This is a genomic window from Serratia sp. UGAL515B_01, assembly GCF_033095805.1.
Taxonomy (GTDB): Bacteria; Pseudomonadota; Gammaproteobacteria; order Enterobacterales; family Enterobacteriaceae; genus Chania.
In genome coordinates this window covers 2053378-2066278 of record NZ_CP109901.1, presented here as the reverse complement: position 1 = coordinate 2066278, position 12901 = coordinate 2053378, and the positions used below count along the sequence as shown (strand labels likewise).

At 49.0% G+C, this 12901-nt stretch carries 13 protein-coding genes; 7 read left to right on the top strand and 6 right to left on the bottom strand.

The genetic code is table 11. From position 1 onward, the window contains the following. Positions 1-14 precede the first annotated feature (14 nt). The 3 genes from OK023_RS09450 to OK023_RS09440 all read left to right on the top strand — a co-directional run bounded on the left by OK023_RS09450 (position 15) and on the right by OK023_RS09440 (position 4018). Positions 15-1385 carry an APC family permease gene (locus OK023_RS09450; protein WP_317697357.1) on the top strand — a complete coding sequence of 457 codons (1371 nt, stop codon included), beginning with the start codon at positions 15-17 and terminating at the stop codon, positions 1383-1385. 532 nt (positions 1386-1917) lie between these two features. Beyond that, positions 1918-2808: an aromatic amino acid DMT transporter YddG gene (gene yddG / locus OK023_RS09445; RefSeq protein ID WP_317697355.1), complete on the top strand. Its 891-nt coding sequence runs from the start codon at positions 1918-1920 to the stop codon at positions 2806-2808. Between the two features lie 334 nt (positions 2809-3142). Further along, positions 3143-4018: a nucleoside-specific channel-forming protein Tsx gene (locus OK023_RS09440; RefSeq protein ID WP_317697353.1), complete on the top strand. Its 876-nt coding sequence runs from the start codon at positions 3143-3145 to the stop codon at positions 4016-4018. A 91-nt stretch (positions 4019-4109) separates the two neighbouring features. Here the strand turns inward: OK023_RS09440 and hutG are convergent, their stop codons facing one another. From hutG to hutC, 3 genes are all read right to left on the bottom strand, one after another. Next, positions 4110-4913, bottom strand: a complete 804-nt coding sequence (hutG, locus tag OK023_RS09435; RefSeq protein WP_317697351.1) for an N-formylglutamate deformylase — start codon at positions 4911-4913, stop codon at positions 4110-4112. Then, the gene (hutI, locus tag OK023_RS09430; RefSeq protein WP_317697349.1) at positions 4913-6130 is read right to left on the bottom strand and encodes an imidazolonepropionase; all 1218 of its coding nucleotides are present in this window, start codon (positions 6128-6130) and stop codon (positions 4913-4915) included. The genes hutG and hutI overlap by 1 nt, the downstream gene beginning before the upstream one ends. A gap of 194 nt (positions 6131-6324) precedes the next feature. Then, positions 6325-7041, bottom strand: coding sequence for a histidine utilization repressor (gene hutC, locus OK023_RS09425; protein ID WP_411569418.1), 717 nt, complete (start codon positions 7039-7041; stop codon positions 6325-6327). Positions 7042-7256: 215 nt separating this feature from the next. Between hutC and OK023_RS09420 the strand changes: the two genes are divergently transcribed. Next, a complete protein-coding gene (locus tag OK023_RS09420; protein ID WP_317697343.1) occupies positions 7257-8627 on the top strand; it encodes a formimidoylglutamate deiminase in 1371 nt (456 codons plus the stop codon). Then, positions 8627-9199: a HutD family protein gene (locus OK023_RS09415; protein WP_317697619.1), complete on the top strand. Its 573-nt coding sequence runs from the start codon at positions 8627-8629 to the stop codon at positions 9197-9199. Before OK023_RS09420 ends, OK023_RS09415 begins: the two co-directional genes overlap by 1 nt. A gap of 28 nt (positions 9200-9227) precedes the next feature. On the opposite strand, the gene OK023_RS09410 is transcribed toward OK023_RS09415, so the two are convergent. Both OK023_RS09410 and yniD read right to left on the bottom strand, forming a co-directional pair. Next, positions 9228-9437 carry a hypothetical protein gene (locus tag OK023_RS09410; RefSeq protein WP_317697340.1) on the bottom strand — a complete coding sequence of 70 codons (210 nt, stop codon included), beginning with the start codon at positions 9435-9437 and terminating at the stop codon, positions 9228-9230. Positions 9438-9762: 325 nt separating this feature from the next. Then, on the bottom strand, positions 9763-9870 hold the full coding sequence (gene yniD / locus OK023_RS09405; protein ID WP_317697337.1) for a small membrane protein YniD: 108 nt from the start codon (positions 9868-9870) through the stop codon (positions 9763-9765). Between the two features lie 569 nt (positions 9871-10439). Between yniD and OK023_RS09400 the strand changes: the two genes are divergently transcribed. Next, positions 10440-10826 (top strand): ASCH domain-containing protein, encoded by a 387-nt coding sequence (locus OK023_RS09400; RefSeq protein WP_317697334.1) that lies wholly within the window; start codon positions 10440-10442, stop codon positions 10824-10826. 7 nt (positions 10827-10833) lie between these two features. Further along, the gene (locus OK023_RS09395) at positions 10834-11439 is read left to right on the top strand and encodes a hypothetical protein (protein ID WP_317697332.1); all 606 of its coding nucleotides are present in this window, start codon (positions 10834-10836) and stop codon (positions 11437-11439) included. On the opposite strand, the gene rsmF is transcribed toward OK023_RS09395, so the two are convergent. Continuing rightward, entirely contained in the window at positions 11436-12887 is a 1452-nt protein-coding gene (gene rsmF, locus OK023_RS09390) for a 16S rRNA (cytosine(1407)-C(5))-methyltransferase RsmF (protein ID WP_317697329.1), read from the bottom strand. The genes OK023_RS09395 and rsmF overlap by 4 nt on opposite strands. Between the last annotated feature and the right edge of the window lie 14 nt (positions 12888-12901).

Below are 12901 nucleotides of genomic sequence, written 5' to 3'. Positions count from 1 at the left end.
TTGAGGAATACCCCATGGCGATAAGTGCCATCGACTGTAATGGCGCGGGCAAACCGCAACTGCGTAAAACACTAAAACTGTGGCAAGTGGTGATGATGGGCTTAGCTTATCTGACGCCGATGACCGTATTTGATACTTTTGGTATCGTTTCGGGTGTAACGGATGGTCATGTTCCGGCCTCTTATCTTTTTGCGCTGGCTGGTGTGCTGTTTACCGCGATCAGTTACGGTAAGCTGGTGCGTCAATTCCCAACGTCGGGGTCTGCCTATACCTATGCACAAAAAGCGATTAACCCACATGTCGGGTTTCTAGTGGGCTGGTCTTCGTTATTGGATTATCTGTTTTTACCGATGATTAATACGCTGCTGGCGAAGATTTATCTGACGGCATTATTCCCAGAAGTTCCTCCATGGGTTTGGGTTGTTGGCTTTGTCGTGATCATGACATCGATCAATCTGAAAAGTGTCAATCTGGTAGCCAACTTCAATACTTTGTTTGTCCTAGCACAAGTGGCGATTATCGTCGTATTCATCTTTCTCGTGATCCACGGGCTACGTGATGGTGAAGGGGTGGGGACAGTGTGGAGCCTCAAGCCTTTTGTCAGTGAAAATGCGCAATTGCTCCCCATCATTACCGGAGCCACCATCCTGTGCTTTTCATTTCTTGGGTTTGACGCCGTCACCACGCTCAGCGAAGAAACGCCAGATGCAGCCAGAGTGATCCCCAAGGCAATCTTCCTCACCGCATTGTACGGTGGCATAATTTTCATCAGCGTCTCATTCTTTATTCAGCTGTTTTTCCCAAGCATAGAACGATTCAAAGAGCCTGATGCAGCATTGCCTGAAATCGCCTTGTACGTGGGGGGGAAATTGTTCCAAGCGATCTTCCTTTGCACCACGTTCATCAATACCTTGGCTTCTGGCTTAGCTTCTCACGCCAGCGTTTCCCGCTTGCTGTACGTGATGGGACGCGATAACGTTTTTCCTGAAAAAATTTTTGGTTATATCCACCCTAAATGGCGCACACCAGTATTAAATGTATTACTTGTTGGGCTGGTGGCTTTATCTGCATTATCTTTCGACTTAGTGACGGCGACCGCGCTGATTAACTTCGGTGCTCTGGTCGCCTTTACCTTCGTTAATATTTCGGTCATCAGCCATTTCTTTATACGTGAAGGACGTAACAAGACGTGGAAAGACCGTTTCCATTTTCTGTTCTTGCCTTTGGTGGGAGCCTTCACCGTGGGGGTATTGTGGTTGAATCTGGAGAAAAGCTCGTTAACGATGGGGCTGATTTGGGCGGCCCTGGGATTTGCCTATCTGGCTTACCTGACTCGCCGATTCCGTCAGCCGCCACCGCAGCTTGAACGTCAACCACAACAGTAATTTGTCCTCAGGCAAATGACCTATACTCGTCGTACTTCAAGTTGCATGTGCGTTGGCTTTCCTCACTCACCCCAGTCACTTACTTGAGTAAGCTCCTAGGGATTCGTTGCGTTGTCGCCCTCCTGCAACTCGAATTATTTTGGGTATGTACCTAAAATTATTCAAGATGTATCAAGGCGGTCAGTGAACACATCCCCAGGAGCAGACCTACTATGTGACTGGGGCGAACAGGCATAGATAACAAAGAAGCAGAGTAAAGGATATAAACAGCTAAGGTTCACAGCCTAAATCGGTGTTCTTAATACCGCTATGTATCACGCTTCTGGCAGGTGGGAATGACGACGAGCGCGAGCGCCTACACGCCGTGCCCCCTATTTGCGCATCCATGGGTTCAACGGCCATCACTCCCACCTGTAACACTATTACGCGCAGCGAGTTATAAGACAGGACATTGCCACAGAGCCTATCTTTTTCCCTGGCAGGTCAGTAGAGTTAAAATCTAATAAAAAATAAATGATTAGGATTTACTCTGATGCTCCATTTGTCTGTTTCCCATAAAGCCACTTTGCTTGGCCTGCTGGCGATTGTGTTATGGAGCAGTGTTGTCGGTCTGATCCGCAGCGTTAGCGAAGGTCTTGGACCGGTTGGGGGGGCAGCGATGATCTACAGTGTAGGAACGCTGTTTCTGTTTGCTGTGATGGGGATCCCAAAGCTGGCTGAGTTTCCCCGTGGTTATCTGTTCACAGGTAGTCTACTGTTTGTGCTTTATGAGATTTGCCTGTCATTGTCACTAGGATATGCCAACAATCGTATGCAAGCGATTGAAATAGGGATGATTAACTATTTATGGCCTTGCTTTACCATACTAATGGCGATTTTGTTCAACGGTCAAAAGGCTAGATGGTGGATGACCCCTGGTTTGCTGCTTTCGCTGGTTGGCATTGGCTGGATTATGAGTGGTGATGGTGGATGGTCCCCTGCGCAAATGTTAGCCAATGTACACAGCAATCCGTTGAGTTATGTACTCTCCTTCAGCGGTGCTGTGATATGGGCTGTCTATTGCAATGTGACTAAAAAATTAGCCCAAGGCAAAAATGGAGTGGTGCTATTTATCGCTTTTACAGCATTGGCCTTGTGGCTGATCTATCCCTTCAGCCATGAGAGTATGCATTTTAGCTGGTGGGTTACTTTGGCTTTATTGTGCGCTGGTGTAGCGATGGGGGCAGGGTATGCCGTATGGAATGTGGGGATCTTGCACGGTAATATGACTTTGTTGGCTACAGCCTCTTACTTTACTCCGGTGTTGTCAGCGGTATTCGCCGCCGTGGTTCTCAGTACCTCTTTGTCTGTCAATTTTTGGCAGGGAGTGATCATGGTGACTTTAGGTTCGCTGATTTGTTGGCATGCCATCCGCGCTGTTTAGCGTCTATTTTACGGCTGCGTGCAGCCAAGTGATGAATCTCAGCTAATTTTCCAGTTGTGCTGTTCCCGGCTAGGTTGCTGGGTGGTTTTGTTTTCTTGAAATCGCACCAAAAAATGTTTTTTTCTGAAACTAAATGTTTAAAATGTGAAGGCAATCGATTACCTGGCGGTAAAAATGTAACTAGAGCACGGTTTTTGTGCTCTGAGGTTTTTATAATGCGTGCGTCGTTCGGAAGGTAAACTTACCTTCCGTTCGTATACCGCAACCGTGTCGTTTGACTCAGTATCATCTTTCTTACTGGCAGGGAATGGCCCATAAGCATTTGGTAACAAAAATGGAAAAATCAACTCTCGCAGCAGGATTACTTCTTGCTGCATCCTTCAGCACGTCATCAATAGCCGATAGTAAAAATAGCCAGTTTGTTTCAGATTGGTGGCATCAGAGTGTCAACGTGGTAGGTAGCTACCATACTCGCTTTGGGCCACAGCTGAATAATGACGTTTATCTCGAATACGAAGCTTTCACACGTAAGGATTGGTTAGATTTTTACGGCTATGTTGATGTGCCGAAATTCTTCGGCACCGGTAATACGCCCAATCGGGGGATCTGGGATAAGGGTTCTCCGTTGTTTATGGAGATTGAACCTCGTTTCTCCATCGACAAACTGACCGGCACCAGTTTGGGTTTTGGGCCATTCAAAGAGTGGTACTTTGCCAATAACTACATTTACGACATGGGGCGTAACAGCGCTTCTCGGCAGAGCACCTGGTATATGGGGTTGGGAACCGATATCGATACCGGCTTGCCACTCAGCCTGTCGATGAATATTTATGCTAAGTACCAGTGGCAGAATTACGATGCTGCCAACGAGAACAGCTGGGATGGTTATCGCTTTAAAGTCAAATACTTTGTTCCACTGACCCAGGTTTTGGGGGGGGATCTGAACTATATTAGTTTTACCAACTTTGACTTTGGTTCCAATCTGGGCAGAGATGACTTCTCTGTTGATGGCCGTCAGGCACGTACCAGCAATTCTATTGCATCCAGTCATATCCTGGCGCTGAATTACGATCATTGGCATTACTCATTCGTTGCTCGTTACTTCCATAATGGTGGTCAATGGCAGGACGGCGTTGATATTGGTACACCACAAGGGCCAATAAAATCAACCGGTTGGGGATATTATCTGGTCGCTGGTTATAATTTCTGATTGTTGGAAATAGTAAAAATAGAAAGAAAACCCCGTTTGTCGGGGTTTTCTTATATTCAGCGCAGTACCGGAGCGAAAGGTAAAGTCTGAGTTAACGGCGTTGCTCTCCCCAGGCAAGCATGCTTTCAAGCAGCCGTTGCAGCAGATGTTGTAAAGGGGCTGCGCGCTTGGCATCAAATGCAAAGGGATACTGTTCAGACATATAATTTATTTGTGCCAGCTCCAACTGCACCGCGTGTACATCTTCTTTTGGCTGCCCGTAAGCGCGAGTGATGTAACCTCCTTTAAAACGCCCGTTGAGCACATGCGTGAATTGCTGTTGCCGTTCGCAACAGTTCATCAATCCATTGCTCAACTCAGGTGCACAACTTTCACCGTCGTTGGTGCCTAAATTTAGGTCTGGCAGCTTGCCATCAAACAAACGTGGTATCACTGAGGCGATGGAATGTGCGTCCAACAGCAATGCATAGCCGTGGATGGCTTTCAAACGCGTCAGTTCATTTTGCAACTGCTGATGATAAGGTTGCCAGACCTCTTGTAGATATCGTGCCCGCTCTTCAGCAGATGGGGCGGCATCAGGGCGAAAACTGGGCCGACCATCGAACAACACGTCAGGAAAGAGGCCAGTGGTGGCTGTGGTGTAGAGTGGTTTATCATCCGCCGGACGATTAAGGTCGACCACAAAACGAGAATAGTTACCGATCAGAATGCTCGCGCCTAAATATCGCGCAAAATCATAGAGCTGTGGGATATGCCAATCGGTATCCGGGAGTAGCCAGGCATCCTCGGTCAGGCCAGCCTCTACCGCAGGGGTCAACTGGGTTCCGGCATGAGGAATACTGATCAGCAGGGGTAGGTGACCGCGTTGAAACTCAAAAGGATTAAGGATCGCCATTAACGAATTTCTCCTCGGAAAATGACTGTGCAGGGCAGTTGCCCACCTAACCAATAAGCCAGTTCTGCTGGACGAACCAGTGGCCAGTGGATAAAGTCGGCTACTTTACCAACCTCTAGGGAGCCATGACTTTCGTGCAACCCCAATGCGTTAGCAGCGTGCACCGTTACGCCTGCCAGAGCTTCCTCTGGTGTCAGGCGGAACAATGTACAGGCCATATTGAGCATTAAACGTAGTGACAGCGCCGGTGAAGTGCCTGGGTTTGCATCGCTGGCAATTGCCATCGGTACGCCATGTTTTCGGAATAAATCGATCGGTGGGCACTGAGTTTCACGCAGTAGATAGTAAGCACCAGGCAATAGGACTGCAACGGTGCCCGCAGCAGCCATGGCGATAGCATCTTGTTCAGTCGCGTATTCCAGATGATCGGCGGAAAGGGCATGATGCCTTGCAGCCAGTGAGCTGCCACCCAACGCTGAGAGCTGTTCTGCATGGAGTTTCACCGGAAGCCCTGCCTTTTGTGCCGCGGTAAAGACCCGTTCAACCTGTGCCGGTGAAAACGCCAAATGTTCGCAAAAAGCATCAACCGCGTCCGCCAACCCCGCAGCTGCAGCTTCAGGAATGAGGGTGTTACACACGAGTTCGATATAGTCGTCACTACGTCCGGCATATTCTGGCGGCAAAGCATGCGCTGCCAGGCAAGTCGTTTTAACCTCAACAGGTAATAATTCGCCAAGTTGACGTGCTACACGCAACATTTTCAACTCGCTCTGTGGGGTTAGTCCATAGCCTGACTTGATTTCTACACAGGTAATGCCTTCAGCCAACAGGGGTTGTAGACGAAAAAGTGCCTGTTCCAGCAGTTTTTTTTCTTCGGTATCGCGCGTAGCTCTTACCGTGGAGATAATACCGCCACCCTGTGCGGCAATCTCTGCATAACTTACACCGTTTAGTCGCTGTTCGAACTCACCACTGCGATCACCGCCAAACACCAGGTGGGTGTGGCAGTCAATCAGGCCAGGGGTGATGATCCCAGCGTCAAACTTGACCGTTTCTGCCGCTGTGAACGCGGGCATTGAAAATTGTTCACCTATCCAGACAATTTTCCCATGGCTTACAGCGATAGCGCCATCTTTGATGATGTGATATTTGCCGTTACGCATGGTCACAATATCGGCGCCGTGCCACAGGCTATCGCAGTGGATCTCAGACGTCATGTTGTTCAGCTCCCACATGGTTGTATATACAATCAAGACCAAGCTAGCGCATTCAACGTAATGCTACAAGTAAGAGGCTAAAAATTTGTTATCACTATGTGACGAATCGAGAGAAAGCGTGATAGGGGACAAAGTTGTTCAAGTAAGGCCATTCTCTCCCTAACGGGAAAGAATGGGGTACGTCAGTAGAGTGCTCAGCGCTGATGAGTAAAACGACCGAACAGCTGATAACGACTGCCTGGATAGAGTAAGCGTGCAGCGGTGACAACCGTTTTTCCTGACCAGGTTCTTCGATGGATCACCAAACCCGGTTCTTGCTCATCTAATTGCAGCAATTCACGTTCCTGAAGAGTTGGAACAACCGCCTCCACAATATGTTCACCCGCTGTCAGAGGGGCTGCCTGTGTCAGATAAATATAGGGCGTGACCTGATCAAAATCCTGCTTCATGTAATCAGGGGCGGCAGAGGGGTTGACGCAACGATCTTCTATTTGCACGGGTACATCATTTTCGTAATGAACAATCTGCGAGTAGAAAAGTTGTTGTCCCGGCTGAATATCCAATGCAGCGGCTTCTTCATCGTTGGCAGCTCGCGCTTTCAATTGCAGAATTTTGCTGCTGTGACGGTGTCCGCGTGCAGCAATCTCATCGGCAATGTTATGGACTTCTAGCAAGGCAGTATGTGCCTTGGCTTCGGCAACAAACGTTCCGACCCCCTGCATACGGATCAGGAAACCCTCACTAGTGAGTTCACGCAATGCACGGTTGATGGTCATGCGGCTGACGCCGAGTTCTGTCACCAGTTCACTTTCAGAGGGAACGCGTTGATGCGGTTGCCAGTGACCGGCACGGATTTGGCTGATTATCGCTTGCTTGACCCGCTGATAGATCGGGGCTGGAGTATCGCTCATTGCTGCTGCCAACTGCAATACGGTTTTTTGACCTACCACGACGTTAACCTCGTCAAATAAAAAAATAATAACATTAGTTTACTGTTGATGTTTGAGTACGTATATGTATATACAAGTAAGTGTCAGTTTACAGTGAAATAATACTGGCCCACATTTTATTAACTTGCGCGCTTTTTGCGCGTTCTTAGCTGTTAAACCTACTTTGGAATACCGCTATGCCTGCTTATTTTGCCTCTCGTGCACTGCTTCCATCCGGCTGGGCGCAGAATGTACGCCTTGATGTGGATGCTTTCGGTCAACTAAGCCAAGTGATGCCAAATGCCCAATCTGCGGGTTGTATCCACCTGCATGGCGATGTGGTGCCCGGTATGCCAAACCTGCACTCCCATGCTTTTCAGCGAGCAATGGCCGGACTGGCAGAAGTGGCGGGTGATCCGCAGGACAGTTTCTGGACATGGCGTGACTTGATGTATCGTTTGGTTCAGCGCTTAACTCCAGAACAGGTTGGGATTGTTGCACGCCAACTGTATATCGAAATGCTTAAGGGAGGCTATACCCAGGTTGCCGAGTTCCACTATTTGCATCATGCTCCAAACGGACAACCCTATGCCGATCGTGGCGAAATGACAGGGCGTCTCAGCCTGGCTGCACAGGAAGCTGGAATTGGTATGACATTACTACCCGTGCTCTATAGCTATGCCGGTTTTGGGGCGCAACCTGCACAGCCGGGGCAAAAGCGTTTTATCCAAAATGTAGAAAGTTACCTTGAACAACAACAGGTGATTGCCCGTCAGTTGTCCGAGTTGCCTTTGCAGAATCAGGGGCTTTGCTTCCATTCCCTACGGGCGGTGGAACTGAGCCAGATGCAGCAGGTTTTGGCGGCCTCTAACCAAACACTGCCGGTGCATATTCATATTGCAGAACAGCAAAAAGAAGTGAATGACTGCCTTGCCTGGAGTGGTCAGCGTCCCGTTGCCTGGTTGTATGAGCATTTGCCTGTGGACAGCCGCTGGTGTCTGGTGCATGCCACTCATCTGGATCGTGAAGAGTTGCAGCAGTTGGCAAGCAGTAAAGCGATTGCTGGCCTGTGTCCGACAACAGAGGCTAATCTGGGGGATGGCATTTTCCCAGGTGACAGCTATTTACACCACCAGGGGCGTTGGGGGATCGGTTCAGATAGCCATGTGTCGTTGAACGTTGTGGAAGAATTACGCTGGTTTGAGTATGCGCAAAGGCTTCGCGACCAGCGACGTAACCGACTGACCACCGCGCAACAACCAGCGGTGGGCGATGTCCTTTATCAGCAGGCACTTCAGGGAGGGGCACAAGCCTGTGGCGTGGCAATCGGTAAATTGGCGGTGGGATACCGTGCAGATTGGCTGGTACTGGACGGTGAAGATCCTTATCTGGCCTCTGCACCAGCGGCTTCTATTCTCAACCGCTGGTTGTTCGCTGGTGGAAAGGAACAGATCCGTGATGTGTTTGTCGCAGGGCGACAGGTTATCGAACAAAGGCGTCATGCGTTGCAAGAAAAGAGCCGAATCGAGTTTTTGCAAGTACTAAAAACCTTTCAACAGGAGGCATGATGAATCTCATCCGTTTTGACTTCGCCACTCTGCCGGTCAGCCCATGGCGTAATGGCGGTGGTGAAACACGCGAAATTATCAGCCAGCCTTTGGGGGACGAAGAATTCAGTTGGCGTGCCAGCATTGCAACTATTGCTCAGAATGGCCCGTTCTCTGTATTTAACGGTATCGACCGATCGATCACCCTGTTGGAAGGTGACGGTGTGCATTTGTTCAGTGAGGGGCAGATAGATCACTGTCTACAGGAGATTGGAAAACCGTTTGCATTTCCTGGAGATGTACCGGTAAAGGCGGCGTTACTTGGCGGCAGCAGTCAGGATTTCAATATTATGACGCGCCGTGGGTACTATTCTGCACATGTGCAGCGTGTGGTGGAAACCTTTGGTTTGTCATTGTTGCATGCCGGTGTGTTTTATGTCCTACAAGGGGAATGGCAGTTACCAAACGGGAGTCTTTTGGTTGCGCGTCAGGGATGCTGGTGGCAGCCAGGAAGTGGGCCGCTAAGATTGGTCGTAAAAGGGAACAATGCAATTGCCCTATGGGCTGATATCGTACCGGTAAAGGCGGCATAGAGCAGAGTAGGACGTTTGGGGGGACGATTTAGTATCCCCCTTTCAGCATGTTGATCGCTGTACTAATCAGGATCCGCTGTTCGACATCGTGATTTGTTGTTAACTGTTTTGTCAAATGGTCGGCTAGGGTGTCCACCGACAAAACTTCGCCACGATGGCGCAGTTGCATCACGCTGTCGCCAATCAGCCTGGCAACTTCATCCCATATTGGTTTTATCTCCTGCTCTGAGAACTTCATCGCATATCCCCCATGGCTGATTTTTGCTCAAATGTAGCAGTTGACTTAATCGTTCGCCACCTCACGTAATGTGTAGAACCGGAAGCATAAAAAAACAACCGTCAGTATTCGGACAGCAGAGAAATCTACCTATGAGCGGTGTGTGTAAAAGAGAGTATAGCCGGTAGCGGATTTCAAAGCGGTTTACCTGGCAAGCGTGCTACGGCGTGCAGTAACGTAGCAACTGCCTGTATTTGGGAGGGCAACGGTTATACCATTAAAGAATGAGCGGGTTGTATAAAACAACGCTCAAACAAGCGGATGGCTTTTCAGAAAAAGGCATGGACTAACCGAAGATGATAGCTGCCCATCGCAGTAATAGCAGGGCTCCGCAGATCAGTAACAAGATCACGAACATTTTCCAATGCTTGGTTCGCATACGTTTGCTTGGCAATTTAGTTTCCCCCATTCCGTTTTTAGGTGCAGAGCTATCAAGTGCCTAAACTGACGAACACGCTGGCAGTAAAAACAACAATTTTCGATAACTCACTGAATGCGTTATCAGAACTTCTCCATACGTTATTCACAATGGCCGTTTTAATTGGCAACCTTGAGCACATTTTGACTGAGAGTATGCATACAGCAAAGCATTACACACAGAAATTTACCATGAATACCACAAAAAGCCTGTGATCGAGGCTGTAAGCGATAACGCCGTAGATGCGGACAAAGGAGGATGCGTTATACTAGGCTACGTTCTTTAACAGCACATGAGCGCTATTTTCTTGTTTTTTTATTGTAAGGCAAGGCGTGAGTTGCGAAGTTTGGTGTGGCCCAAATGAGCGGCGAACAACTTAGCAATGCGTTCAAATGGCTCTAGCCCGAAGGGGAGCCCAAAAACCGTTCACAGTGTTGGCTTAACACTACGCCAGTATGCCCTTCGCTTCGATGACAGGTTTTTGGCAGTTAAGGGACATATCCCTATCACCGTAGATTTAAGGTCAATTTAATTAAGGTAAAGTCATGGCATTTGCTGAAAAATATGAAAATGTAGAACGTTGGGCGTTTGGGGATACTGAACAGCAGGCGGATGAACTGGCAAAACGGGTTGTTGACGGGGTAAAGACTGCTACTTGCTCCAACCTTGACGGTGATGGAATTCCTCAGCCTGGTGACATCTTTGTGGTAGTGGATGGTCAAAATGAACCGGTATGTGCCATAGAACTCACAAAGGTTGATATCAGCACTTATGAACAGGTAGATGAATCGCATGCATTAGCTGAAGGAGAAGGGGACCGCACACTTGCCTATTGGCGCAAGGAGCATAAGCGTTTTTTTGAAGAGTACGGCCTGTTTTCACCGGATATGACATTGGTATTGATGTACTTTAAAGTTATCGAAAAGTTTTGAGTCAATAATGGCACAGTCGACAGTTCCCTATTTTTGCCAGTGGGCCACCCCCGAGTTGGCTGCTGACCTGATTACAGGGCGTACAGTTTTGGCCGATGATGCTAATTGGGCGGATAGTGGTGCCGCCGATCTGACCGAGTATTGTGAATGGGCGAATCATGTTTGTGGTATGGCCTGCCTCAAAATGGTTCTCACGCATCGTGATGGTAACGCGCCGTCTCTCCTTGAACTAGCGCGCCGCAGTATACCTTATGGCGCTTATGTGCGAGAGGGAACACGAATCAAAGGGTTGATTTATGCGCCATTTGTTACATTTGTTGGCGAGCAATTCTCACTGAAGGCACGGGTTCATATTGGCCTAAGTGCTGATGAACTTCCGCAGTTGTTGGCCCTGTATCGTTATTTTATTGCCTCAGTACACCCCTCTATCCGGCAACCTCAGACGACGCCGCCAACGCGCGGCGGGCATCTGGTTTTGCTGATTGCGGCGGGTAAAGATACGGTAACTTTTCATAATCCATCGGGTGACAGTGCCGAAACTCGGCAGCATGTTACGATGAAATTGAATGACTTCGGGCGCTTTTTTGCCGGGCGTGGTATCTCTATCAGCTAATCGCTGTGGGTTGATTGATGAAAATCCAGGGTGCCGTTACGAACCAACTCTCGTGGCAGACTGTTTTTTATCCGGCTGCCAATACGCTTGGCCAGTCCTAAAGGCTGTTGTTGATAGGTGACGATAAACTCGTCCCTTTGTGGTAGTTCAGATGGGTACAAATCGCGGCCATGAAACCACTCATGCGCCAGCGTGGCGTCGAGTTCAAAAGTATATTTTTGGTCACTTGCGCCTAAGGCGATCACCGCTTCATGTTGCCAGCGAAATCCTTTTGGGAAACATTCAGCTAATTTAATGCCAATACGCGAGAAACGTACTTTACCGATAAGTGGCTCCAGTTCGGCAGGAAACAGCCAGATTTCCTTATCGCGTGCCCACAATTTACCTGTTTCATTCCACACTAATCCAGACGCTTTCGCTGCCTGCGTTACCTGCGCTGAATCTTTGGCGGAAAGCGGTGCAAAAGGAAACTTTCCTAGGGTGTAGCCAGGCTTGGCCAACGGTATGACGCTATGGTTTTTACGCAGGCGGGCGACAAAAAAACCTTCACTGTCGTAAATCTGTGGGAATACGTGCAGGAAGCCTTCGGTAGTTGATGCCTTGTGTGCATCAGGGAAGAGTTCTCTCAGCGGCTCAATGCTGACGGCATCGCCATACGTGGCCAATAAATAGCCCACCACGTCCTGATTCTCTTGGGCATTCAGTGTGCAGGTGGAGTAGACCATCACGCCGCCGGGGGCCAAAGCATGAAACGCACTGTCGATGAGTTCCCGCTGGGTCTGCGCAATACGTGTGACGCTTTCGGGGGACCAGTTACCCATGGCTTCCGGATCCTTACGCACGACGCCTTCACCAGAACAAGGAGCATCCAACAGAATGGCATCGAAGCTTTCGGGTAATGCGGCACCAAATACCCGGCCATCAAAATGTGTTAACGCGACATTCTTGACACCACAACGGCTAATGTTGGCATGCAGAACCTTGACTCTGCTAGCGGAATATTCGTTAGCAACAATGCCCCCTTGATTATCCATCAATGCAGCGATCTGGGTAGTTTTGGAACCTGGTGCCGCGGCGACATCAAGTACTTTGCGCAGCCCTGGACGGTCGGCAAACAATGCAGTCACTGGTAACATAGAGCTAGCTTCTTGAATGTAAAACAAGCCACTTAAATGCTCAGCAGCATTCCCCAGACGTAACTCTTCATCTTCGCGTTCTATCCAGAAACCTTCAGAGCACCAGGGGATAGGTTCTAGTTGCCAGTTGTAGTCTTTTACCAACGACAGAAAGTCAGTGACGCTGATTTTTAGCGTATTAACACGCAGGCTACGGCGTAAAGGCCGTTGGCAAATGGTAATAAAGTCATCCATCGATAAATGGTCTGGCATGATGGCGCGGGTAGCGTCGAGAAAAGCGGGGGGCAGGAATGCAGGATCAGATTTAGCCACTTTAGGGCTCTCAG

Bases quoted from the DNA above. Each gene is read 5' to 3' on its own strand.
- OK023_RS09415 (WP_317697619.1), top strand. From the start codon at position 8,627: ATGAATCTCATCCGTTTTGACTTCGCCACTCTGCCGGTCAGCCCATGG.
- hutI (WP_317697349.1), bottom strand. From the start codon at position 6,130: ATGACGTCTGAGATCCACTGCGATAGCCTGTGGCACGGCGCCGATATT.
- hutG (WP_317697351.1), bottom strand. From the start codon at position 4,913: ATGGCGATCCTTAATCCTTTTGAGTTTCAACGCGGTCACCTACCCCTG.
- OK023_RS09450 (WP_317697357.1), top strand. From the start codon at position 15: ATGGCGATAAGTGCCATCGACTGTAATGGCGCGGGCAAACCGCAACTG.
- OK023_RS09440 (WP_317697353.1), top strand. From the start codon at position 3,143: ATGGAAAAATCAACTCTCGCAGCAGGATTACTTCTTGCTGCATCCTTC.
- OK023_RS09395 (WP_317697332.1), top strand. From the start codon at position 10,834: ATGGCACAGTCGACAGTTCCCTATTTTTGCCAGTGGGCCACCCCCGAG.
- yddG (WP_317697355.1), top strand. From the start codon at position 1,918: ATGCTCCATTTGTCTGTTTCCCATAAAGCCACTTTGCTTGGCCTGCTG.
- hutC (WP_411569418.1), bottom strand. From the start codon at position 7,041: ATGAGCGATACTCCAGCCCCGATCTATCAGCGGGTCAAGCAAGCGATA.
- OK023_RS09420 (WP_317697343.1), top strand. From the start codon at position 7,257: ATGCCTGCTTATTTTGCCTCTCGTGCACTGCTTCCATCCGGCTGGGCG.
- OK023_RS09410 (WP_317697340.1), bottom strand. From the start codon at position 9,437: ATGAAGTTCTCAGAGCAGGAGATAAAACCAATATGGGATGAAGTTGCC.
- OK023_RS09400 (WP_317697334.1), top strand. From the start codon at position 10,440: ATGGCATTTGCTGAAAAATATGAAAATGTAGAACGTTGGGCGTTTGGG.